This is a genomic window from Methylosinus sp. R-45379 (assembly GCF_001644125.1).
Lineage (GTDB): Bacteria > Pseudomonadota > Alphaproteobacteria > Rhizobiales > Beijerinckiaceae > Methylosinus.
Map to the genome: position 1 here is coordinate 12,486 of NZ_LUUM01000235.1, position 20,513 is coordinate 32,998.

Annotated in this window: 25 protein-coding genes; 6 read left to right on the forward strand and 19 right to left on the reverse strand. The window is 64.8% G+C overall.

The window, feature by feature from the left end; all coding sequences use genetic code 11:
* Positions 1 to 9 precede the first annotated feature (9 nt).
* Entirely contained in the window at positions 10 to 483 is a 474-nt protein-coding gene (locus tag A1351_RS24690) for a hypothetical protein (protein WP_157096250.1), read from the forward strand.
* Positions 484 to 658: 175 nt separating this feature from the next.
* Here the strand turns inward: A1351_RS24690 and A1351_RS10635 are convergent, their stop codons facing one another.
* The 4 genes from A1351_RS10635 to glyA form a co-directional block, all read right to left on the reverse strand.
* A complete protein-coding gene (locus A1351_RS10635; RefSeq protein ID WP_064032950.1) occupies positions 659 to 1,264 on the reverse strand; it encodes a riboflavin synthase in 606 nt (201 codons plus the stop codon).
* Between the two features lies 1 nt (position 1,265).
* Positions 1,266 to 2,405 (reverse strand): bifunctional diaminohydroxyphosphoribosylaminopyrimidine deaminase/5-amino-6-(5-phosphoribosylamino)uracil reductase RibD, encoded by a 1,140-nt coding sequence (gene ribD, locus A1351_RS10640; protein ID WP_024879392.1) that lies wholly within the window; start codon positions 2,403 to 2,405, stop codon positions 1,266 to 1,268.
* Positions 2,402 to 2,911: a transcriptional regulator NrdR gene (nrdR, locus tag A1351_RS10645; RefSeq protein WP_024879391.1), complete on the reverse strand. Its 510-nt coding sequence runs from the start codon at positions 2,909 to 2,911 to the stop codon at positions 2,402 to 2,404. Before nrdR ends, ribD begins: the two co-directional genes overlap by 4 nt.
* Before the next feature lie 154 nt (positions 2,912 to 3,065).
* Complete coding sequence (glyA, locus tag A1351_RS10650) at positions 3,066 to 4,340, reverse strand: serine hydroxymethyltransferase (protein WP_024879390.1); 1,275 nt, start codon at positions 4,338 to 4,340, stop codon at positions 3,066 to 3,068.
* A 403-nt stretch (positions 4,341 to 4,743) separates the two neighbouring features.
* On the opposite strand from glyA, the gene A1351_RS10655 reads away from it, so the two are divergent.
* Both A1351_RS10655 and A1351_RS10660 read left to right on the forward strand, forming a co-directional pair.
* The gene (locus A1351_RS10655) at positions 4,744 to 6,489 is read left to right on the forward strand and encodes an alkaline phosphatase family protein (RefSeq protein ID WP_064032951.1); all 1,746 of its coding nucleotides are present in this window, start codon (positions 4,744 to 4,746) and stop codon (positions 6,487 to 6,489) included.
* A 166-nt stretch (positions 6,490 to 6,655) separates the two neighbouring features.
* Positions 6,656 to 6,982: a hypothetical protein gene (locus A1351_RS10660; RefSeq protein ID WP_245291633.1), complete on the forward strand. Its 327-nt coding sequence runs from the start codon at positions 6,656 to 6,658 to the stop codon at positions 6,980 to 6,982.
* An 11-nt stretch (positions 6,983 to 6,993) separates the two neighbouring features.
* Here A1351_RS10660 and A1351_RS10665 read toward each other — a convergent pair whose 3' ends face one another.
* The 7 genes from A1351_RS10665 to A1351_RS10695 all read right to left on the reverse strand — a co-directional run bounded on the left by A1351_RS10665 (position 6,994) and on the right by A1351_RS10695 (position 12,524).
* On the reverse strand, positions 6,994 to 7,377 hold the full coding sequence (locus tag A1351_RS10665; protein ID WP_024879387.1) for a hypothetical protein: 384 nt from the start codon (positions 7,375 to 7,377) through the stop codon (positions 6,994 to 6,996).
* Between the two features lie 82 nt (positions 7,378 to 7,459).
* The gene (locus tag A1351_RS10670) at positions 7,460 to 7,819 is read right to left on the reverse strand and encodes a DUF5615 family PIN-like protein (RefSeq protein WP_024879386.1); all 360 of its coding nucleotides are present in this window, start codon (positions 7,817 to 7,819) and stop codon (positions 7,460 to 7,462) included.
* On the reverse strand, positions 7,820 to 8,050 hold the full coding sequence (locus A1351_RS10675) for a DUF433 domain-containing protein (RefSeq protein WP_024879385.1): 231 nt from the start codon (positions 8,048 to 8,050) through the stop codon (positions 7,820 to 7,822).
* 61 nt (positions 8,051 to 8,111) lie between these two features.
* On the reverse strand, positions 8,112 to 9,710 hold the full coding sequence (locus A1351_RS10680; protein WP_064032953.1) for a peptide chain release factor 3: 1,599 nt from the start codon (positions 9,708 to 9,710) through the stop codon (positions 8,112 to 8,114).
* Positions 9,711 to 9,806: 96 nt separating this feature from the next.
* Positions 9,807 to 10,397, reverse strand: coding sequence for a DUF3501 family protein (locus tag A1351_RS10685; RefSeq protein ID WP_064032954.1), 591 nt, complete (start codon positions 10,395 to 10,397; stop codon positions 9,807 to 9,809).
* Between the two features lie 161 nt (positions 10,398 to 10,558).
* A complete protein-coding gene (locus A1351_RS10690; RefSeq protein ID WP_024879381.1) occupies positions 10,559 to 11,899 on the reverse strand; it encodes a heterodisulfide reductase-related iron-sulfur binding cluster in 1,341 nt (446 codons plus the stop codon).
* Between the two features lie 205 nt (positions 11,900 to 12,104).
* Complete coding sequence (locus A1351_RS10695) at positions 12,105 to 12,524, reverse strand: rubrerythrin family protein (RefSeq protein WP_018264950.1); 420 nt, start codon at positions 12,522 to 12,524, stop codon at positions 12,105 to 12,107.
* Positions 12,525 to 12,778: 254 nt separating this feature from the next.
* Here A1351_RS10695 and A1351_RS10700 point away from each other — a divergent pair, with 254 nt between their 5' ends.
* The 3 genes from A1351_RS10700 (at position 12,779) to A1351_RS10710 (ending at position 14,414) form a co-directional block, all read left to right on the forward strand.
* Entirely contained in the window at positions 12,779 to 13,270 is a 492-nt protein-coding gene (locus tag A1351_RS10700) for a J domain-containing protein (protein WP_371441476.1), read from the forward strand.
* 222 nt (positions 13,271 to 13,492) lie between these two features.
* Positions 13,493 to 14,113 (forward strand): hypothetical protein, encoded by a 621-nt coding sequence (locus tag A1351_RS10705; protein WP_157096251.1) that lies wholly within the window; start codon positions 13,493 to 13,495, stop codon positions 14,111 to 14,113.
* Between the two features lie 16 nt (positions 14,114 to 14,129).
* Entirely contained in the window at positions 14,130 to 14,414 is a 285-nt protein-coding gene (locus A1351_RS10710; protein ID WP_157096252.1) for a hypothetical protein, read from the forward strand.
* A 10-nt stretch (positions 14,415 to 14,424) separates the two neighbouring features.
* Here A1351_RS10710 and der read toward each other — a convergent pair whose 3' ends face one another.
* The 8 genes from der to A1351_RS10750 all read right to left on the reverse strand — a co-directional run bounded on the left by der (position 14,425) and on the right by A1351_RS10750 (position 20,394).
* On the reverse strand, positions 14,425 to 15,822 hold the full coding sequence (gene der, locus A1351_RS10715; protein WP_024879377.1) for a ribosome biogenesis GTPase Der: 1,398 nt from the start codon (positions 15,820 to 15,822) through the stop codon (positions 14,425 to 14,427).
* A 50-nt stretch (positions 15,823 to 15,872) separates the two neighbouring features.
* On the reverse strand, positions 15,873 to 16,580 hold the full coding sequence (locus A1351_RS10720; RefSeq protein ID WP_064032955.1) for a tetratricopeptide repeat protein: 708 nt from the start codon (positions 16,578 to 16,580) through the stop codon (positions 15,873 to 15,875).
* Between the two features lie 244 nt (positions 16,581 to 16,824).
* Positions 16,825 to 17,190 carry a 2Fe-2S iron-sulfur cluster-binding protein gene (locus A1351_RS10725; RefSeq protein ID WP_024879375.1) on the reverse strand — a complete coding sequence of 122 codons (366 nt, stop codon included), beginning with the start codon at positions 17,188 to 17,190 and terminating at the stop codon, positions 16,825 to 16,827.
* A gap of 60 nt (positions 17,191 to 17,250) precedes the next feature.
* Complete coding sequence (locus A1351_RS10730) at positions 17,251 to 18,405, reverse strand: glutathionylspermidine synthase family protein (protein WP_064032956.1); 1,155 nt, start codon at positions 18,403 to 18,405, stop codon at positions 17,251 to 17,253.
* Complete coding sequence (locus A1351_RS10735; protein ID WP_157096253.1) at positions 18,402 to 18,824, reverse strand: hypothetical protein; 423 nt, start codon at positions 18,822 to 18,824, stop codon at positions 18,402 to 18,404. Before A1351_RS10735 ends, A1351_RS10730 begins: the two co-directional genes overlap by 4 nt.
* Positions 18,825 to 18,829: 5 nt before the next feature.
* Positions 18,830 to 19,237: a DUF350 domain-containing protein gene (locus A1351_RS10740; RefSeq protein ID WP_024879372.1), complete on the reverse strand. Its 408-nt coding sequence runs from the start codon at positions 19,235 to 19,237 to the stop codon at positions 18,830 to 18,832.
* Positions 19,238 to 19,315: 78 nt separating this feature from the next.
* Positions 19,316 to 19,747 (reverse strand): hypothetical protein, encoded by a 432-nt coding sequence (locus A1351_RS10745; protein WP_024879371.1) that lies wholly within the window; start codon positions 19,745 to 19,747, stop codon positions 19,316 to 19,318.
* Between the two features lie 185 nt (positions 19,748 to 19,932).
* A complete protein-coding gene (locus A1351_RS10750; protein WP_024879370.1) occupies positions 19,933 to 20,394 on the reverse strand; it encodes a flavodoxin family protein in 462 nt (153 codons plus the stop codon).
* Positions 20,395 to 20,513 lie beyond the last annotated feature (119 nt).

A 20,513-nucleotide genomic window follows, 5' to 3' on the forward strand; every position in this document is an offset into this window, starting at 1 on the left:
GAGGACTGAATGTCTATCTCGAGTTCGTCTGAGACGGGAGCGCAGCACATCTCTTTGTCCGCTAAAGAGAGAGCCGACGACTCTGTCGAGTTGGCAATACGAGCGTTCGGTGAAGGTTTTTGTGCGCGCGGAGCGGCATTTTTCAGCGTCGCGGAGCTCAAAATTTTTGTGTCTGCGCTTCGCGATTTTCCATTGATCGGAGAGCCATTTATATCTGGAGGATATCTTGATGACGCTGGCGATAATATCGTTAACGAGAACTTCTATATTTCTGTGTCTCAATTAAAGACATCCGGACTTTTGGTTATGAATGTCAGAGCGTTTACACCACACCCTGAATATTGGAAAAAAGGACTAGGTTTTGGGGGTCGTTGCAGCTATTTTCTCTATTATGAAGATTTGAAGAAATTCACTGATGAGTTCGAGCGTCTCGTCGGAGAGGAATCCTCATACTTTAAATTCAGCAATTTCACGAACCTTTGAAAATTACGGATCCACAGCATCATCCAGGTTAGAGCGCCGCTCGACGGTCTGTCCGACACGAAAAGACAACACCAATCGCCTCAATAGCCTGCGATGTCTCAGGATGGACAAGCCCAGCCAGGACGGCGTTTTGCAAGACGACGAAAACGCCGTCGTCGCGAGCCGAGCGATGACCCTACTTCCCCGCTTCCGTCAGCCGGGCGGCGTATCTCGCCATCAGATCGACCTCGAGGTTGAGGCGGTCCCCTGCCCTGTAGCCGCCCCATGTCGTCACCGCGAGCGTGTGCGGGATGATGAGAACGGAGAATCGGTCGCCCTCCACCGCATTCACGGTGAGCGAGGTTCCGTCCAGCGCCACAGAGCCTTTCTCGGCGATGAAGCGGGCGTAGTCATGCGGCGCCTCGATAGAGAAGCGCGACATGCCGTCGAAATCATCTCGCGAGACGATCGTCGCCACCCCGTCCACATGGCCGGTGACGATATGGCCGCCGAGCTCGTCGCCGATCTTCAGCGAGCGCTCGAGATTTATGCGGCGGCCGACGACCCATTCGTCGGCCGTGGTGCGCGCCAAAGTCTCGGCGGCGGCGTCCACCTCGAACACGGTGCGGGCGCCCTCGCGGCGCAGGCCCACCGCCGTCAGGCAAGGGCCGGAGCAGGCGATGGAGGCCCCGAGGGCGATGCTCTCCAGCGGATAGGCGCAGGCGATGGCGATGCGGCGCAATTCGCCGCGCGTCTCCACGAAGAGAATTTCGCCGACGTCGGTGACGAGGCCCGTGAACATTTCAGCCGATCCTCTCGTAGCGTGTCATGCGATCGACGCCGAGCATGGACGTATCGGCGAGACGATAGCGGCTCTCATCCTCGAGAATGGCGCGCGCCGTCGCGGTGAGCGCGAGCCGGCCCTGACGGCCCAGCGGCCTCAGCCCGGTATGAAGGACGACATCATCGGCAAGCGCGGCGACGAGCAGGCTCTCGGCGACGCGCGGGCCGCCCTCGCTGAAGACGCGCGTGATGCCGCGCCGCGCCAGCTCGCCCAGCGCCTCGCGCAGAGCGAGACGGCCGGCGGCGTCCACGCCGGCGCGTGTGACCTCGATTCCGGTGGCGGCGGCGAAATCCTGCGCCTCGGCCTCGGCGACGCCCTCCCCGACGATGACGAGAGTCGGCGTCTCGCGCGCTGTGGCGGCGAGGCGGGAGCTGCGCGACAGGCGCAGCCGCGCGTCCAGCACCACGCGCAGCGGCTTGAAAGCCTCGAGGCCGGGAAGGCGCACGGTGAGCAGCGGATCATCGACCGAGGCGGTGCCATAGCCGATCATGATCGCGCTGTGCAGCGCGCGCTCGATATGGGTGACGCTATCGGCGAGCGCGCCAGTGATGAAGAGACGCGGGTCGTGCTCGGCCCCGGCGGCGTAGCCGTCCGCCGTCTGGGCGAGCTTGAGAGTGACCATGGGCCGGCCCTGCGTCACCCGCAATATATGGCCGAGATGATCGGCGCGGGCCTGCGCGGCGCGCACGCCGGTCGTCACCTCCACGCCGGCCTCGCGCAGCCGGGCGTGGCCGCGGCCGGCGACGCGATCGTCCGGGTCCTCGAGCGCGGAGACGACGCGGGCGATTCCAGCGGCGATGATCGTGTCCACGCAAGGCGGTGTCGCGCCGTGATGGGAGCACGGCTCCAGCGTGGCGTAGAGCGTCGCCCCGCGCGCCGCCTCGCCGGCGGCGGCCACGGCGACCGCCTCGGCGTGCGGGCGCCCGCCCAGCGCCGTATAGCCGCGGGCGATGACGACGCCGTCCTTGACGATGATCGCGCCAACGGCGGGATTAGGCCCGGTGCGGCCGAGATTGCGCCGGCCGATCGCCAGCGCCGCCGCCATGAAGGCGTCGTCTATGATGGTCTGAGACTCGGATTGCGGCTTCGTCGCGGTCATCTCCCGCCCGGCGCGGTTTCGGGGTCCACCACCGTATCCGCGCGCTGCTCGCCCTCGCTATGCGACAATTCGTCGATCAGCGCATGGAAATCGCCGACCTCGCGAAAATCGCGATAAACGGAGGCGAAACGCACATAGGCCACGTCATCGAGCGTTTTGAGGCCCTGAATCACCAATTCGCCGATCTGCGTGCTCTCGATCTCCGTATCGCCGGAGCTCTCGAGCTGGCGCACGACGCCATTGACCATGCGCTCGACGCGCTCGGGATCGATGGGCCGCTTGCGCAGCGCGATTTCCAGCGAGCGCATCAGCTTGTCGCGATCGAAAGGCACGCGGCGGCCCGATTTCTTCACCACGATCAGCTCGCGCAGCTGCACGCGCTCGAAAGTGGTGAAACGGCCGCCGCAGCCGGGACAGACGCGCCGACGCCGGATCGAGGAGGAATCCTCGGCCGGCCGGGAGTCTTTCACCTGCGTGTCGGGCGAGCCGCAATAGGGACAGCGCATGGACTCACCTTACCGCCGATGCTGCTCCCTCTCCCCGTCGTGGGAAGAGGGACTCGGGGCGTAGTTCCCCAGCGGGAAAAGCCCCCGGCCCCTCATCCTCACCTTCTCCCCGCGAGCGGGGAGAAGGGACGGAAGGCGCCCTGCGATAACCCGATCAATAGATCGGGAACTTCGCCGTCAGCGCGTGGACCTTCTCCTTCACCGCGGCTTCGGTCGCGGCGTTATCCGCCTCGCCCTTGGCGGCGAGGCCGTCCAGCACCTCGACGATATAGCCGCCGACGAGCTTGAACTCCGCCGTGCCGAAGCCGCGCGAAGTGGCGGCCGGCGAGCCGAGACGGATGCCAGAGGTGACGAAGGGCTTCTCCGGATCGAAGGGGATGCCGTTCTTGTTGCAGGTGATGTGCGAGCGGCCGAGCGCGGCTTCCGCGGCTTTGCCGGTCAGCTTCTTCGGACGCAGATCGACCAGCATCAGATGATTGTCGGTGCCGCCGGAGACGATGGCGAGGCCGGCGTCGACCAGCGTCTGGGCCAGCGTCTGGGCGTTGTCCTTGACCTGCTGCTGATAGGCCTTGAACTCGGGCTTCAGCGCCTCGCCGAAGGCGGCCGCCTTGCCGGCGATGACATGCATCAGCGGGCCGCCCTGCAGGCCCGGGAAGACCGCCGAATTGATCTTCTTGGCGATGTCCTCGTCATTGGTCAGCACCATGCCGCCGCGCGGGCCGCGCAGCGTCTTATGCGTGGTGGTGGTGACGATATGGGCGTGCGGGAAGGGCGACGGATGCAGGCCCGCCGCCACCAGACCGGCAAAATGCGCCATATCGACCATGAAATAGGCGCCGACGCTATCCGCGATCTTGCGGAAGGCCTCGAAGTCCCAAATGCGCGAATAGCCGGAGCCGCCCGCGATGATGATCTTCGGCTTGTGCTCGGCGGCGAGCGCGGCGACCTGCTCCATGTCGATGCGCTGATCGTCTTTGCGCACCGTATAGGGAACTGGCTTGAACCATTTGCCGGAGAGATTGACCGGCGAGCCATGGGTCAGATGGCCGCCCGCGGCGAGATCGAGGCCCATGAACGTGTCGCCCGGCGTCGCCAGAGCGAGGAAGACCGACTGATTGGCCTGGCTGCCGGAATTCGGCTGCACATTGGCGAATCCGCAGCCGAACAGCTGCTTGGCGCGCTCGATCGCCAGATTCTCGGCGATGTCGACGAACTGGCAGCCGCCGTAATAGCGCTTGCCCGGATAGCCTTCGGCATATTTGTTGGTGAGGACGGAGCCCTGCGCTTCCAGAACCGCCTTGGACACGATGTTCTCGGAGGCGATGAGCTCGATCTCGTCGCGCTGACGGCCGAGCTCGAGGCCGATGGCCTTGGCGAGATCAGGATCCGAATCGGCGAGCGAGGCAGTGAAGAAAGCGGATTGGCTCATTTAGCATCCTCTATCGAGACAAGGCGCGGCAAGTGACGGCGGCTCCCGGCTCGCCCGCGCCTTCGGGCGGAGCCGTTCGCGGGAAGCGAGGTTTCGCTCAGGGTCGCCGGAAACGGCGATCCCGAAACGGCCTCGAGCTCCCGTTTTCAGCGCAAAACTCTTTCGGCCGATCGAAATCCGCCCGCAGAATGCGCGCTCGCGCATCGGTGTGAGGGTTCGCTTATCACGCTCTCGCAGGGACGAAAAGAGGCGCAACCGACGCGGGGACGGAGTTTGTCGCGGCGCCGGCCAATTCGCTCCCGTTTCCGGCGCGTCGCGGGCGATAGAAGCGGCGCCGCGACTGTCATCGACCGGATATGTTGCCTCGCTAGCGTCCGCCCCGCCAATATTAGGGGGCTACAAAATGTTCCTGAAGCATTCGATCGGCGGCCTCGCGGCCCTCGCCTGCGCGGCGTCGGCTACTCCCGCCAGCTCAGAATCTCTGCGCGAATTTCACCATATTGTCGTCATCTACCAGGAAAATCACAGCTTCGACAATTTGTTCGGCCTGTGGGGCGCGGTGAATGGCGAGCCAGTGCAGGGCCTACCCTTCGCCGATCCGGCGCACACCAAGCAGGTCCGCGCCGATGGGACCACCGCCTATTCCTGCCTGCTGCAGAATGATGTGAATCTCGCCTCGCCGTCGCCGCTGGCGACGAGCTGCACGGATGCGACCGGCGCGACCTCTTTCGTCAGCGCCTTCCAGAACAAGCCCTTCGAGATCGACAATTATATCGCCGCGGCCGACAAGACCTGTCCCGCGCCGGGCGTCTCCGCTGCGAACGGCGTGCTGAAGAATGCCGCCGGCGCCCTCACGGGCGGCTGCACGCGCGATCTCGTGCATCGCTATTACAGCGAGCAGTTCCAGATCAATGGCGGCAAGCAGAATCGCTATGTGACGGGCAGCGACGCCGCCGGCCTCTCCATGGGCTATTACGACACGACCAAGCTGCCGATCTATGCCGCGCTCCACAAGCATGGCGCGCCGCATTACGTCATCGCCGATCATTTCTTCCAATCGGCCTTCGGCGGCTCCTTCCTCAATCACCAATGGCTCGTCGCCGCGGCGACGCCGGTGTTCGCCAATGCGCTCAATGACGCGAGCGCGAACGACCTCCATTCCGTGGTTGACGCCAATGGCATGGCGGCGAGCACCACGCTCTATACGAATCTGCTCGGCTCCTCCGCCAAGGACGCGCAGCTGACCGCCTCCTGCAATCCGCCCTCGGGACGTCCGGCGACGCCGGAGAATGTCGCCTGTGGCGATTTCGCGATCAATACGATCCAGCCTTATTATCAGCCCTACGCGCCCGGAACGGCGGATGCGAAGCGCCTGCCGCCGCTGGAAAATGCGACGATCGGCGACCGTCTTTCCGCGCGCGGGATCGACTGGGCCTGGTATTCGGGCGGCTGGTCCAACGCCAATGGCGACATCGGCGCGCCCGGCTGGACCAATGGAAACGGGACCAGCTGCGCCGATCCGAACGCGATGGCGACGGCGACCTTTCCGAACTGCCCGGACAAGCTGTTCCAGTTCCACCATCAGCCGTTCAACTATTTCAAGGCCTATGCGCCGGGCGCGGCGGCGCGCCGCGATCATCTGCGCGACGAGGCGGAGTTCGTCCAGCTCGCCAAGACCGGCCGGCTCAAGCCCGTCAGCTTCGTGAAGCTGATCGGCGCGGAGAACGAGCATCCCGGCTACGCCAGCGAGGCGGATGGCAGCTCGCATCTCGTCGATCTGATCGCCTCCATCGTCAACGGCCCGGACGGGCGCGAGACGCTCATCATCGTCACCTATGACGAGTTCGGCGGCTCCTGGGACCATGTGCCGCCGCCGCCCTATCAGAGCGAGCATGTGGCCGAAAGAGAGCATCATCACGGCCACGACCATCACGCCGGCGGCGGCGCGCATGATCGCTGGGGTCCCGGCACGCGCATTCCGGCGCTGCTGATCTCCAAGCGCTTCGATCGCTCCGGGGTGGATCATGCGAATTACGACACGACCTCGATCCTGAAGCTGATCGAGGAGCGCTACCATCTCGCCCCGCTCGCCTCGCGCGATGCGGAGGTCCACAGCCTCGCGCGGGCGCTGGAAGCCGCCGAGCGCTGAGCGACGCGACCGCCAAGGAAACGGCCCCGCGCGAGTGGGGCCGTTTTCGTTGCGGGTCTCGCATTCGGTTCCGAAAGTCGCGTCGAACTTTTCAGAGCCGCGCGATCATGCGATGAAGCCCGCGGCGCCGGCCCGTTCGCCCGCGCCGCAGAGGGGGCTCGACAAGATGAATTCCTCCAGCTCCGGTCGGCGCGCGATGCTCGCCTGCGCCGGCTCGCTCTTCGTTTTCCTGTCGGGAGCGGCGGTCGCGCAGGACGCCGATTTCTCGCAATTGCCGATCTATCGGGAGTTTCGCGACCAGCTCACCGCCCAAGGCTGGAGGCCGGACGCCGGCTTCGGCCTCAAGCTCCCCTCCGGCAAGCCGCTCTATCGCTTTCCAGAGGTGCTGTGCGGGCCGAAGATCTGTCACGCGCGCTGGGTCCGCTCGGGAACGGAGAAGATCGTCACGCTGATCCGCGGCGACCTCACCGAGGAATATCGCGTCTCGCCCTGAGGGCGAGAGGCTCACTGCCGGGCCGGCGCGGCCCCTCGCGTCTCGAGAACGCCCACCAGCCGCTCCACGAGATCGCCCGCGACCGCCGAGGGAAGAGCGAAGGCGAGCCGATTGCCGTCCGGCGAGACGAGCGTGAGCAGCAGATTGTCGCCGATCATCTCCCGATGCACGGCGATCGACTCGACCGGCGTCGCCAGCACCGCCTCGACCTCGCCGCTGGCCGGCTGCCGCTGGGCGAGGCCCTTCTCGCGCAGCGCGAGGGCGGAGCGGGTCAGCTCGAGAATATCGGCGGCGGTGAGGACGATTCTAGCCGTCACGCCATCGTCGCCTTTCCGGCTCAGGATGAAATCCTCGCCGATCGGATCGAGATTGAGGCCGGACGACGCCTCGGACATGGGTCGGTTCTCCTTTGCTCTTGCGATCGGGCAGCATAGGCGAAGGCGAAAGAATTGTCTCGCTTCGCCGCGGCGAGCCTCGTCAGGCCGGGCGCAACGAGCGCATTCGCACGCGGCCGGTCTCGATGACCGAGAAATGGCCCGCCCAGTCGCTGCGTTCTTCGATGCGAGCGAGGAGCGCCTCCCCAATTGCGGCGGCGGGCGGCGTCGGCATTCGAAAGAGGATTATCCCGCAGGAAGCCGGAAGCCCCGCGCTCCAAGCGAGTTCGCCGAAATCCTTGTCGAAGGTCAGAAGAATGCGTAGCTCCGTCTCCGCCATGACGAGAACGTCCACGTCCCGGGCGCCCGGCGACCTCTCGCTCAAAGAGGAAACATCGTGACCGGCGGCTCGCAAGGCCGACACTGCGTCGCCCGGAAAATTCTCGTCAGCGAGAAATCGCATCTACACGGCGCTGGGGAAAAATTTTTCCGATCGAAGCGCATCACGCGCATATCCGAGGCAAGCCACGATATCCTCCCGCTCGAGAACGGGATAGTTGCGTCGAATATCGGCTTCGCTCCAGCCATCGGCCATCAGCCCGATGATGAATTCGACTGAAAGCCGCGTGCCGCGCACAACGGGCTTTCCTGCGAGCACGGCGGGGTCGAGAATAATGCGCGCTTCGTCGGACATGATGGCGCTCCTCGCTATAGAGAAATTATAGCCCTTTCCCGGCGAATCGCCAGAACGCTCGTCACCCCTTCCCCGCCCCACTCTTCTGATAATCCTTCACATCCGAGAACACGATGGAAGAATGCCGCTCCGCGTCATAGCGCAGCTGGAACTCGCTCGACGACATGAACACGGGCGCGCCGTCTATATCCTCCGCCATGGAGGAGCCATGCGATTCGATGAAGCTCTTCAGCGCGATCGGGTCCTGCGAGGTTATCCAGCGGCAGATCCCGAAGCGCGAGGTCTCGTATTTCGTCTCCAGCCCATATTCGGCCTCGAGCCGTGTCGCCAGCACATCGAGCTGCAGCGCGCCGACGACGCCGACCAGAGCGCCGGAGCCGTCATTGGGCAGAAACAGCTGCACCACGCCCTCCTCCGCGAGCTGGCGCAGCGCCTCGCGCAGCTTCTTGGCCTTCATGGCGTCTGAGATGACGATGCGGCGCAGAATTTCCGGCGCGAAGCTCGGCACGCCGCGGAAGGAAATCTCCTCACCCTCGGTGAGCGTGTCGCCGATGCGCAAAATGCCGTGATTGGGAATGCCCACCACATCGCCCGCATAGGCTTCATCGGCGATGGAGCGGTCGCGCGCGAAGAAGAATTGCGGCGCATTGAGCGAGATGGTCTTGCCGGTGCGCACGATCTTCGCCTTCATGCCGCGCGAAAGCTTGCCCGAGCAGACGCGCATGAAGGCGATGCGGTCGCGATGGTTCGGGTCCATATTCGCCTGAATCTTGAACACGAAGCCGGCCATCTTCGGCTCCTTGGCCTCGACATGGCGCTTGTCGGCGTCCTGCCCGCGCGGCGAGGGCGCATATTCTGCCATTGCGTCGATGAGATCGCGCACGCCGAAATTGCGCAGCGCGCTGCCGAAGAAGACCGGCGTCAAATGCCCCTCGCGAAACGCCGCGAGCTCGAACTTCTTGCAGCCTTCCTCGGCGAGCATGGCCTCTTCCAGCCAGGCGTCCGCCTCATGCGCCGGCAGCAATGCGAGCAGCGCCGGATCGTCGAGGCCGGAGACGGTCATCGGCTCCGTATCGGCGTCGATCTTGCGCACGGATTTGGTCGCGAAGCAGTAGGTGCCGGCGAAGCTGCGGCCCGAGCCGATCGGCCAGGTGACCGGCGCGGTGTCGAGCGCCAGCGTCTTCTCGATCTCGTCCAGCAGCGAGAACGGATCGCGGCCATCGCGATCGAGCTTATTGATGAAGGTGACGATCGGAATATCGCGCAGGCGGCACACTTCGAAGAGTTTTCGCGTGCGCGCCTCTATGCCCTTGGCGGCGTCGATTACCATCACCGCCGCGTCCACGGCGGAGAGCGTGCGATAGGTGTCTTCCGAAAAGTCCTCATGGCCCGGCGTGTCGAGCAGGTTGAAGACGCAATCGCCATATTCGAAGGTCATCACCGAGGTGACGACGGAAATGCCGCGCTCGCGTTCTATGCTCATCCAGTCGGAGCGCGTCTGCTGCGCGTTGCGCTTGGCCTTCACCGCGCCGGCGAGCTGAATCGCGCCGCCGAACAGCAGAAGCTTCTCGGTGAGCGTGGTCTTGCCCGCGTCCGGGTGGGAGATGATGGCGAAGGTGCGCCGCCGCGAGACGGGGTCGCTCGGCTGTGGGCTGGTCAAGGCTGAGGCTCGCTGGAAAGTGGCGGGTTCGCCACGCCCTTTAAGGGCAATCGGCGGATAAGGCCAGAGCGACCTCCTCCGCCGAAGCTGGAGACGTTACGCGAAATCCCCCGCAAGCTCCGCCCGCACCGCCTCCGGCATGACGGCGATATGCCCGTAATTCTGGTGCGCGAAGCCGATCAACGGGCGCGCCCCGGGCTCCCGGAAGGCCGCCGCCTGCGCGTCGGTGAAGGGGAAATGCACGAATTGCACGGCGGAGGCCTTGCCGTCCGCCCTGGTGCGGTCCTGATCGGCTTCAGCGACGCCGGCGATACGCGAGCCGCCCAATTCGATGAAGGCGGTCTCCTCGATCGCGCCCAGCGTGTCCAGCACGCGCTTTCTGCGCAGCGGATCGTCGATCTCGATCATGAAGGTGGCGACCAATTCGCGGCCCTTGGGGATCAGCGGCTCATAGGCCGCGATCTCGCTCGGCGCCTGCTCGAGCGTCCCCTTTTCGATGTGGATCATCTCCTGGATCTGCAGCCAGATCGTCTCGAAATCCTCGAAATAAAAGGTCACGAAAGGCCCGACCTCGACGCGGCGATTGCGCTTGCGCGCGGCGATACGGCGGCGGCTCTCGACGCGGACCTTGGCGTATTCGTCCGGCGGAAGAAGATCGGCGACGGTGATGTGGTGCTTTTGCGCCATTTTGGATCGCTCCAGTTTCTTCTCGGTCGGTTCGATGGCGGGACGAACGCGCCGCCTCGGGCGTCATTGCGAGCAAAGCGAAGCAATCGAGGAGCCGCCCTCGACTCTGGATTGCTTCGTCGCCTCGCTCCTCGCAATGACGGCGGAAGGGCGCGACGCCGTCACTTCACCCCATAGGCCCGCGCGAGAATCTCGATCGGATGCGCGAGAAGCGCGGGCTTTTTCGCTTCCGCGTCCAGCCGCTCCATTCCCTGCACGATATGCGGGCCGGAGAGCGGACATTCGGAGACGATATAGGCTTTGCCCGACGATTGCGCCTGCCGCGCCACCGGCTTGCCGACTTTCAGCGCCGTCTCGAAATTCGCCGTCTTATAGCCCCAGGCGCCGCCATGGCCCGAGCAGCGCTCGATGACGGCGACATCCGCCTGCGGGACGAGACCCAGCAGCTCCGCGCCTTTCCGCCCGATATTCTGCGCGCGCGAATGGCAGGAGACATGAAAGGCGACGCCGCCCTCGATCGGCGAGAGCCCTTCCGCCAGCCCCTCCTTGCGCGAGATGCCGACGACATATTCGCTGAGATCATAGGTCGAGGCGGCGAGGCGCTTCACTTTTGGATCATCGGTGACGATCAGCGGCCATTCGAATTTCAGCATCAGCGCGCAGGAGGGAACCAGCGCGATAATGTCATAGCCTTTGTCGATCCAGGGCTCGAAGGCGGCCGCCACTTGCTTTGCCGAGGCCGCGACCTCGCCGATGAGCCCCTGCTCGAGCAATGGCATTCCGCAGCAATGCGGGTGCAGAATCTCCGTCTCGACGCCATTCTTGGCGAGCACCGCGCGCGCCGCAAGCCCGACGCTGGGATCATTATATTCGCCGAAGCAGGTGGCGTAGATCACCGCCTTGCGGCCGAAGCCCGGCGCCTCTCTGTTCACCTCGACCGGCGTCTCCTTCGCGAGCGCCTCCAAGCTCTTCTTCGAATATTTCGGCAGCACAGCCTCGTGATGCAGGCCGGCGACCTTCTCCAGCGCATTGCGCGCGGCATGATGCGAGCAGTCGGTCGCCCAATTGGCGAGCGGCGCGATCTTCGTCGCCAATGCGCCATTGCGGTCGGTCTCGGCGAGCTGGCGATCCGCGAAACCGACGCCATTCTTCTTCGCCTCGACAGCGCGATAGCGCAGCATCAGATGCGGGAAGTCGAGATCGAACTCATGTGGCGGCACATAGGGGCATTTGGTCAGAAAGCACATGTCGCAGAGCGTGCAGGCGTCCACGACCTTTTTGAAATCCACGCTGGCGACGGTCTCGATTTCGCCTTTCGCCGACTCGTCGACGAGATCGAACAGGCGCGGAAAGGAATCGCAGAGATTGAAGCAGCGCCGGCAGCCATGGCAAATATCGAGCACGCGGCGCATTTCGGCGTCGAGCTTCGCCTCGTCGTAGAAATCTGGATTTTCCCAATCCAATGGACGCCGGAAGGGCGCCTCGAGCCCGCCTTCTCTCATCGCTTTGCCCTGGTCGAATTATTCCGATCGGCTCATGCGTTTTCTCCCTCTCTCCGCGCGGGGAGAGGGCCGGGGTGAGGGGCTCGGGGCGTGAGCCATAGACGGAAAACGCCCCGGCCCCTCATCCGCACCTTCTCCCCGCAAGCGGGGAGAAGGAAGGCGGCGAAGGCCGCGCGAAGGATCAGCCGGAAATCGGGTCGCGCGCTTACTTCAGCTCGTCGAGCGCCTTCTGGAAACGGCCGGCGTGCGAGCGCTCGGCCTTGGCCAGCGTCTCGAACCAGTCGGCGATCTCCTCGAAGCCCTCCTCGCGGGCGGAGCGCGCGAAGCCCGGATACATATCCGTATATTCATGCGTCTCGCCGGCGACGGCGGCCTTCAGATTGTCCTCGGTCTTGCCGATCGGCAGACCAGTCGCAGGGTCGCCCACCACCTCGAGAAATTCGAGATGGCCATGGGCGTGGCCCGTCTCGCCCTCGGCGGTGGAGCGAAACACGGTCGCGACGTCATTATGGCCTTCGATATCGGCCTTTTGAGCGAAATAGAGATAGCGGCGGTTCGCCTGAGACTCGCCGGCAAACGCATCCTTCAGATTCTGTTCGGTCTTGGTGCCCTTGAGCGTAGCCATGACTAAAGCTCCTTGGATGTACTCTCATGGGGACGCCCGCTGTCCCGACGGCCAGTCGGAACGCCCTTGTTTAGAATAATTTGAAATTGCCGCTTGCCAAGCGCCAATAGGGCGTTTGGCTGGGGACGGAGCCTCAAAACCGTGCTGCAGCGCAAAATTGGCTTCGAAACTGCATGTAACGTGAGATTGTACGAATGCGGCGGCCCCTTTCGCACAAAAGCGACGGGGCGCCCGACGGCATGAGAGCGGGCTGCGTGACGGACACATCGGCGGATCAATTGGACTGGGTCGTCTGGAACGGCTCGCTCGGCGTATCCGACAAGGTCACGATCGGCCGCGTGGAGATCGTCGACGGCGTCCGCATGGCCTGTCTCGCGCCGCCCTATGATGTGGTGGGGCCGTTCAGCCTGGACGAATTGGAGACGCAGGGCCGCATCGCCTTCGGCGCCTGCTTCGTGATGTCGCTCCAACGCTGGAAGGAGGATCAGGTCGAGCTGCGCTTAGAAGGCCGCAAGCAGCGCGCCGCCTTCCAGAAGATGTTCAATTTCGACGAGGACGACAATCAGGAGCATCGCGAGACGCTGGAATTGCCTCTGGAAGGCGCGCTGGAGCCGGCCGAGATCAAATCCGCCTTCCGCCGCCTCGCCAAGACCGCGCATCCCGACGCCGGCGGCAGCGCGGAGGATTACCGCCGCATCGCCGAGGCGCGCGACGCGCTGCTGGCGCAGTTCGAAGGGGCGAGCTGAGGAAGCGCGGGCGACCGATTTCCGTTCCCGGAAAGCAGTGATCGTTGTAGTCTGCCTCCATCGCAAGTCCCGGAGGCGGCGATGGGGCAGACGACAAATCATTGCAGGATCGAAGCGCGATATTTGCGCGGCGGCAACCTTTGGGGCCGCGTTCTGCTCGCCGCTGGATTGACCATCGCCAGCGTCTCCGTGCTGTTCTCGGGGCGTTTCGGTCTCGTCGTCATGACGCTGGCGGCGATCGGCGCGCTTCTTTGCGGCGCAGCGACGTTTTCGGCGCTGGGGAAGCTGTTCAGACGGTCTCCCGTCTTGATCCTCGAGGCGGAGGGCCTTGTCTATCCCTCGGCGTCCGCCGCGCCGCTGCCCTGGCGGGACTTCGAAACGATATCCAAGACAAAGCATGGCGGGCGCGAATGGTGGACGCTGCGACTGACGCCTACCGCGACGCGATGCCTTCTTCGCAAAGATTTCTTGAACTGGATCGCCCGATGTGATCGCCAAGTGCCGCAAGAAATTTTCCTGCCCGCTATGCCCCTCGACATAGACACGGCGAAGCTCGTGGAGATCATAGCGGCGCGCATCGAAGCAGCACGCGGCGCGGAGAACGTCGGAACGGCAGCTTCGATAATCGATGGTGCGCCCCCATATCGAAAACTCGGACGCACCCTCAGCGCTATCATTCGCAACCCGGGCTATGTCCTGTTTTCCGTCGTGGTCGGCGCAACGCTGCTCTCCGGCTCGCCGGAAGAAAACTACTACGCCGCCCTCGCCGTCGGCGCGGCCATTATCGTGCAGCTCATCGAAAAACATTTCGTCAAAAGGGACATTTCAGAGAGTGGGCGCTGAAAGCACGGAGCCGAACATGCGCTTTTTCCGAAGGCACGCCCGCATCATTTCCGCCATTCTGCTGAGCGAGCTCGATTTGACGCTCGCCCTTTTCGGCGCGCTGCTCACCCTGCTGCCGATCGGCCGCTCGGAGCGTCGCAACCGGGGCTCCGCCGATCCGACCAAGCCGGGCGCCTATGATTTTTGGCCTACGCTGACCCCCATCACGCGACCCGAGCAATTCAGGAGAGAACAGACGACCGAGCTGATCGTCGAGGCGCCGGCGAAGTCTCCTCTCGCGACAAAGAAGCGCGGCGAATGAAGCTGCCCGCCTACTTCCTCCCCTTGTCGAACGGATTCTCCCCCGAGCGCGTGGAGATGCGGATCGGCGTGCCCGGCAGATCGAAGGAGCGGCGCAATCCATTGGTGAGAAAGCGCAGATAGCTCGCCGGCAGCTCGTCGAGCTGATTGCCGAACAGGATGAAATGCGGCGGCCGCGCCTTGGCCTGCGTCATATAGCGGATCTTGATGCGCCGGCCGGAGACCGCCGGCGGCGGCGTCTCGTCGATCGCGCTCTCCAGCCAGCGATTGAGCCGCGCCGTCGAGATGCGGCGGTTCCAGACTTCATGCGCATCGAGAATGGCGTGCATGAGCTTGTCGAGCCCATAGCCGGTCACGCCAGAGACGGCGACCACCGGCGCGCCCTTGATCTGCGGCAGCAGGCGCTCGGCCTCCTCGCGCAGCTTGGCGAATCGCGTTCCCGGATCGTCCACCGCATCCCATTTGCCGAGCGCCATGACCACCGCCCTGCCCTCGCGCGCGGCGAGATCGGCGATGGTCAAATCCTGCTTCTCGAACGGAATGGCCGAGTCGAGCAGCAGCACGACGACCTCCGAGAAGCGCACGGCGCGCAGCGCGTCGGCTCCGGCGAGCTTCTCCAGCTTGTCGACGACCTTGGCGCGCTTGCGCAGGCCGGCGGTGTCGAAGAGCTTCATATCGCGGTCGCGCCAGCGGAAAGGCACGGAGATGCTGTCGCGGGTGATGCCCGCCTCCGGCCCGGTGAGCAAGCGGTCCTCGCCGAGCAGGCGATTGATCAGCGTCGATTTGCCGGCGTTGGGCCGCCCGACCACGGCGATGCGCAGCGGCTTGGTCGGATCGACCTCGCTGCCGTCCTCATCCGCCGAGACGGCGATGTCGGTCGCCGCCTCTTCATCCTCCTCCCAAACCGCGGTCGCCTCCGGCAGCGCCTCCCGCAGCGCGTCGTAGAATTCGCCGAGGCCCTCGCCATGCTCGGCGGAGAGCGGCACGGGATCGCCGAGGCCGAGCTCATAAGCCTCGACCACACCGGCCTCGCCCTTGCGCCCTTCCGACTTATTGGCGGCGAGGATGACCGGCTTGCCGGCGCGGCGCACCAGATCGGCGAAATATTTGTCGTCCGGCGTCACGCCGACGCGCGCGTCGATCATGAACAGAATGGCGTCGGCGGTCTCGATCGCCGCCTCGGTCTGCGCGCGCATGCGGCCTTCCAGCGTGGCGGAGGCGCCTTCCTCGAGGCCGGCCGTGTCGATGATGGTGAAGCGCAGATCGGCGAGGCGCGCCTCGCCCTCGCGGCGGTCGCGCGTAACGCCGGGCCGGTCGTCGACGAGCGCGAGCTTCTTGCCGACGAGCCGGTTGAATAAGGTCGACTTGCCGACATTCGGCCGGCCGATGATGGCGAGCGTGAAGGACATTGTGGCCCTTTGGTCCAACGTCGCGGCGACGTCGCCTGTGAGGCTCACGCTTACTTGGCGGGAGCGGGTGCGGGAGCGGCCGGCTCTTTGGCGGCCGGCGGCGGCGAGGAGCCGCGCGCGGCGTCCAGCAGCGCCTTATAGGCGCTGGCGCGCTGGCGCATGGCGTGCGGCGCCTCCTGATCATTGAGAATGACCTTGAAGGCGCGCTCGGCCTCGTCGAAATCGCTGTCCTGCAGCGCGTCGAGCCCGATGAGCTCCTGCGCCGTGTAGCGGAACGGGCCATTGGCGGTGACGAGCTCGCCGAGCCGGTCCACCATCTTCTGGCGGTCGCCCTGCTCGAGCATCAGCACGCCGGCGCGCAGCTTGGCGACTTGCTGGGTGAGCTTGTCGACGCCCTTGTCCTCGGCGATGGCGTCGAAGGCGGCGACAGCCTTGGCCTTGTCGCTCTTGGCCAGCCCCTCGGCGGCGCGCATGCGCGCCAGAGTGGCGTAGCCCCGCGGCGAATCCTTGGCCAGCGCCTCGAAGGCGGCGACCGCCTCGGCGTCCTTGCCGCCGGTCGCCAAAGCGGCGGCCGCGTCGAAGCGGACATTGGCGCCCTCGGCCGTCTTCAAGCGATTGGTCTCGAAGAAGCTATAGACGCCCGTCGCGACGACGACCAGAAAAGCGCCGACGAACACCGGCGTCTGATAGCGCTTCCAGAGGTTGGCCGCCTTGTCCCGGCGGACGTCTTCGTCGACCTCATGGAAAATGTCGGACATGACCGCTCCTGTCGCGTGGGCGCCGGAGGTTCCGGGCGCGGAGGCCGCTGTTAGCATGCGCGAGCACGCAAGGCCAGTTCCCCCCGGCGCCGCCCGCGCCGAAGCCGGCTTCGCCACGGCCATGAGGCGGACGCGGCGGGAAAATCGCCGAGGATCGATATAGCGCGGCGCCCGCTCGAGGGCGCGCCCGCGCGTCTGATCCAGAGCCGGCCTGCGGCTCTGGATCGTCGCGCTCAGGCTAGCGTCAGGCGCCGCCGGGCTCTCCGGTGAATTTCACCAATATGTCCTGGTCACGCACCACATACTGGCAGGCGAGCCGATATTTGGGCGGAATGTCGTCGACCACCGCGCGGGAAATCTCCTCCGCTGTGATCTTGCCCATGGATTTGAGCTGCGCTTTCTCCTTCTCGGTGAGCGTCGCGCCCATGGTCTTGTCGTCGAGCGGCGTCACCTCGATGAGGCAGGAGCCGCATTCGCCGTCCTTGCAATCATGCGGGATCGGAATCTTATTCGCCTCGGCGACGGCGAGTATCGTGTGCGTGTCGCCGGCGACCGCATAGACCGTCACATTTTTATGGAGAAGAGGGGTGGAGAAGGTGACATCGGGCATGGCCGTCCTCCCTTATTTTTTTATTTGCAGGGAAGAGCGTACGCCCCGACTCATTATGCGTCAATCGATGATCGCATGCGGCAAAAAGCGCGAGCGATCCGTCGTCACCAATGACGCATCCTCGCGCACGCCCATGCCGGCCGGCTCGCCGCCGACGAGCCAGCAGCCGAGCACGGGATAACGTCCGCCGAAGCTCGGCAACGCGCATAATTGCTGACGCACGAAGCCTTCGCCGCCATAGTCGCCACCCGTGCGCGCGAGCAGAGTCTCGCCGTCGTAGAGCGCGACATTGGCGCCCTCGCGCGAGTAGAGCGGCTTGCGCGCATATCGCGTCAAAGACGCAGCGCGCGCGTCATCCTCGAAGAAGCAGGGAAGAAGATTGGGATGGCCAGGCGCAGCCTCCCACAAATAGGCGAGAAATCCCTTGCTCGACGCGATCGCTTTCCATGGCGGCTCGACGAAACGCGTCGCGCCCATCGCCGCCGATTTGCCGAAAGCGTCGGCGAACATCCATTCCCAAGGATAGAGCTTGAACATTCGCTCCACGCGCCGCCCCAGGCGATCGACGAACATCTCGCCCGCGAGGCCGATGTCGCGCATGTCGATGCGCGCGGTCCAGGAGCCGGCCTGCGTCGCGCAATCGGAGAGATAGGCGACATTGCCGCGATCCTCGACGCTCTGCGTCATGCAAGCGAAATGCACAGCCCCGCCGTCGGCGATCTCGCGCCAGCGCGCGATCAGGCGATCATGCAGCGAATTGAACTGATCCGCGCCTGTCGGCAAATGGCCGCGCGCGATCATCTGCTCGAGCCAGAACCATTGCACAACGGAAGATTCGAACAGGCTCGTCGGCGTGTCGGCGTTATATTCGAGCAGCTTCGGCGGCCCTTCCCCGCAATAGGAAAAGTCGAAACGCCCATAGAGCGAAGGATCGCGGCGCGCATGGCTCTCGGCGATGAGACCCCATGCGTGACGCGGAATGCGCAGACGTTCCAGCGCCTGCTCGTCGCGCACGATGCGCGCGACGACCTCCTCGCTGAGCGCGGAAAGATCGGCCGTCGCTTTCTCGAGATCGTCCTCGATCTCGCGCAGGGAGAAAACATAGCGCGCGCTCTCGTCCCAATAGGGCTCGCCATCGGGCTGCGCGTATTGAAATCCAATTTTGCGCGCCTCCTCGGCGAAGTCCGGCCGCGGCGGCGAAAGCTCGCGCCTCATGAGCCGCCGCCATGCCCCGCGCCGGAGCCGCCGAAACCGCTGAATGACACCGCATGCCCGAGAGACGAGCCGCCCGCATGGCCGGACGCGCTCTCGCCCGAGGAAGAATGCGAGGAGGAAGACGACGAGCCGCTGGAATAGGAATGTCCGCCCGAGCCGCCATGGCTGCTGGAATGGCTGCTCGAATGGCTGCAATCCTGCCGCTCTGGATCGGCGCCCTCTGGACAATCGCGCCGCGGCTTCTCCATCAGCGCCAGCGCGCCGATCGACAGCGAGCCGACCGCTATTACGGCGATGGCGAGCGAGCGCTTGCGAAAGGGCGACGGAGAGGCGCCGCCGGGAAGCCCTTTGGGCGCATGGGTGACGACGGGCGGCGCCATCCCGCGGCGACCGAACTCCTTACGAGGCGGCTCGGCCATGGTTCTCACGGACTCATGCAGGCGGCGCTGAGCACGCCGGCGGAAATGGAAACGGCGCCGAGCCACACCGCCGCGGCTATGGCGTTCTGCTCGATCGCCTGCGAAAGGCCCGGATGCGCGAGCCGCGCGAGAAGATAGGCGATGATCTGCGTGGCGAAGGCGACGAAGCCCCAAATGATGAATTCGAGCGCCGTCTGCGTGTTGTGCACCGCGCCGGCGAGCGCGATGGCGAAGCCGATGAGGCTGCCGCCGAAGGCGATGGACGCAGAGGCGTTGTGCTCATCGACGATGAGATCGAACTCGCAATGCGGGGTCAAACGCGTGTAGACGACGCAGAATGCGGCGCAATAGGCGATGGCCCCGAGAAAATAAGCCGCAAAGGACAGAAGGCCGGATGCGAGATCTGCAGGCAAGGTCGGTCCTCTCGTAAAAATCGCGAAGAGGTTAGCAAAGCGGATGAACGAAAGATAGAAGCGCCGCGAGACGCCGTCTCACGAGCCGCCCGCGTGAAAGCCGCCGCTTTCGCCGAATCCGCCGTAATAGGCGTGATAGCCCGACAAACTGCCGCCCCCACCTCCGCCGCTCCCGCCTCCTGGGTCGCTTCCGCGTTCGCAATCGCGCCGCGGATCGGCCGCGCATATTTGACGATCGACGATCTGCGCCAGCGCGAAAATTCCGATCGAGATCGCGCCAAGCGCAATCAGCGCGATGGCGAGCGGCCACGCTTGCTCTGACGGCAGATGCAGAGATTCGCCGACGGGCGCCTCTAGGCGAGGCGGCGGGGCCGGGCGCGGTCCGAGGCCGTGGCCATAGATCGCTATGCCTTTGCGTTCGACGCGAAGCGATCGCTTGCGCGGGCTCTCCGCGCGTCTCGGCCCCAGACCGTGGCCGAAAAATTCGATGCCGGGCTCTTCCTCCGCCATGACTCATCGACCGTGGAGAAAAGCGATGCAATGGAACAGCGCCGACGCAATGACGCCGCCGATGACAAATCCCGAGCGCAAAGTCGCACCTTTCAAAAATAGATACGCAAACATATCGAGAGACCGCGAAGAAAGATAGGCGCGCCGGAATCGACGACGCCTCGCGCGACTGACCGCGGCCTACGTCAAAACACCCCCGCCTCCAGCCCCGCGGCCATCGCCATTCCGAGCTCGCGGCACGCCTCGACGAATTCTTCCCGCCAAGGCCCGCGAAAAATCAGCGGCTCCTGCACGGCGCGCCAGCGCAGGCCGGTCGCCACGCTCTCGACGCTGCGCCGCGCGCCGGCGCCGTCGTTTCCGGCGCGAATATAGAGCGCGTAAGGCCGGCCCTGCATGCGGTCGAGACAGGGATAATAGCTGCGGTCGAAGAAATCCTTCAGCGCGCCGCTCATATAGCCGAGATTTTCCGTCGTTCCCAGAATGAGCGCATCGGCGGCGAGCGCATCCTCCGGCGTCGCCTCCAGCGGCGCGCGCATTGCGATCTCGACGCCGGCGATCTCGCGCGCGCCGGCGAGAACGGCCGCACGCAGACGCTCCGTATTGGGCGAAGGCGCATGGGCGAGGATGAGAAGGCGCTTGGCGGTCATCGGGCGAATTCGTCTCTCGATTCGTCTCTCGCGGCCATCGCCGCGTGCGCCGCCGCACAGCGCGGCCTCGCTCGAAAATGATAACGATTCTCGTAAATAGCGCGAGCGATCACAATTCG

What these genes read in the sequence shown, in the direction of transcription:
- A1351_RS24690 (WP_157096250.1), top strand. Translation starts at nt 10, where the DNA reads ATGTCTATCTCGAGTTCGTCTGAGACGGGAGCGCAGCACATCTCTTTG.
- A1351_RS10635 (WP_064032950.1), bottom strand. Translation starts at nt 1,264, where the DNA reads ATGTTCACGGGCCTCGTCACCGACGTCGGCGAAATTCTCTTCGTGGAG.
- ribD (WP_024879392.1), bottom strand. Translation starts at nt 2,405, where the DNA reads ATGACCGCGACGAAGCCGCAATCCGAGTCTCAGACCATCATAGACGAC.
- nrdR (WP_024879391.1), bottom strand. Translation starts at nt 2,911, where the DNA reads ATGCGCTGTCCCTATTGCGGCTCGCCCGACACGCAGGTGAAAGACTCC.
- glyA (WP_024879390.1), bottom strand. Translation starts at nt 4,340, where the DNA reads ATGAGCCAATCCGCTTTCTTCACTGCCTCGCTCGCCGATTCGGATCCT.
- A1351_RS10655 (WP_064032951.1), top strand. Translation starts at nt 4,744, where the DNA reads ATGTTCCTGAAGCATTCGATCGGCGGCCTCGCGGCCCTCGCCTGCGCG.
- A1351_RS10660 (WP_245291633.1), top strand. Translation starts at nt 6,656, where the DNA reads ATGAATTCCTCCAGCTCCGGTCGGCGCGCGATGCTCGCCTGCGCCGGC.
- A1351_RS10665 (WP_024879387.1), bottom strand. Translation starts at nt 7,377, where the DNA reads ATGTCCGAGGCGTCGTCCGGCCTCAATCTCGATCCGATCGGCGAGGAT.
- A1351_RS10670 (WP_024879386.1), bottom strand. Translation starts at nt 7,819, where the DNA reads ATGCGATTTCTCGCTGACGAGAATTTTCCGGGCGACGCAGTGTCGGCC.
- A1351_RS10675 (WP_024879385.1), bottom strand. Translation starts at nt 8,050, where the DNA reads ATGTCCGACGAAGCGCGCATTATTCTCGACCCCGCCGTGCTCGCAGGA.
- A1351_RS10685 (WP_064032954.1), bottom strand. Translation starts at nt 10,397, where the DNA reads ATGGCGCAAAAGCACCACATCACCGTCGCCGATCTTCTTCCGCCGGAC.
- A1351_RS10690 (WP_024879381.1), bottom strand. Translation starts at nt 11,899, where the DNA reads ATGAGAGAAGGCGGGCTCGAGGCGCCCTTCCGGCGTCCATTGGATTGG.
- A1351_RS10695 (WP_018264950.1), bottom strand. Translation starts at nt 12,524, where the DNA reads ATGGCTACGCTCAAGGGCACCAAGACCGAACAGAATCTGAAGGATGCG.
- A1351_RS10705 (WP_157096251.1), top strand. Translation starts at nt 13,493, where the DNA reads ATGACGCTGGCGGCGATCGGCGCGCTTCTTTGCGGCGCAGCGACGTTT.
- A1351_RS10710 (WP_157096252.1), top strand. Translation starts at nt 14,130, where the DNA reads ATGCGCTTTTTCCGAAGGCACGCCCGCATCATTTCCGCCATTCTGCTG.
- der (WP_024879377.1), bottom strand. Translation starts at nt 15,822, where the DNA reads ATGTCCTTCACGCTCGCCATCATCGGCCGGCCGAATGTCGGCAAGTCG.
- A1351_RS10720 (WP_064032955.1), bottom strand. Translation starts at nt 16,580, where the DNA reads ATGTCCGACATTTTCCATGAGGTCGACGAAGACGTCCGCCGGGACAAG.
- A1351_RS10725 (WP_024879375.1), bottom strand. Translation starts at nt 17,190, where the DNA reads ATGCCCGATGTCACCTTCTCCACCCCTCTTCTCCATAAAAATGTGACG.
- A1351_RS10730 (WP_064032956.1), bottom strand. Translation starts at nt 18,405, where the DNA reads ATGAGGCGCGAGCTTTCGCCGCCGCGGCCGGACTTCGCCGAGGAGGCG.
- A1351_RS10735 (WP_157096253.1), bottom strand. Translation starts at nt 18,824, where the DNA reads ATGGCCGAGCCGCCTCGTAAGGAGTTCGGTCGCCGCGGGATGGCGCCG.
- A1351_RS10745 (WP_024879371.1), bottom strand. Translation starts at nt 19,747, where the DNA reads ATGGCGGAGGAAGAGCCCGGCATCGAATTTTTCGGCCACGGTCTGGGG.
- A1351_RS10750 (WP_024879370.1), bottom strand. Translation starts at nt 20,394, where the DNA reads ATGACCGCCAAGCGCCTTCTCATCCTCGCCCATGCGCCTTCGCCCAAT.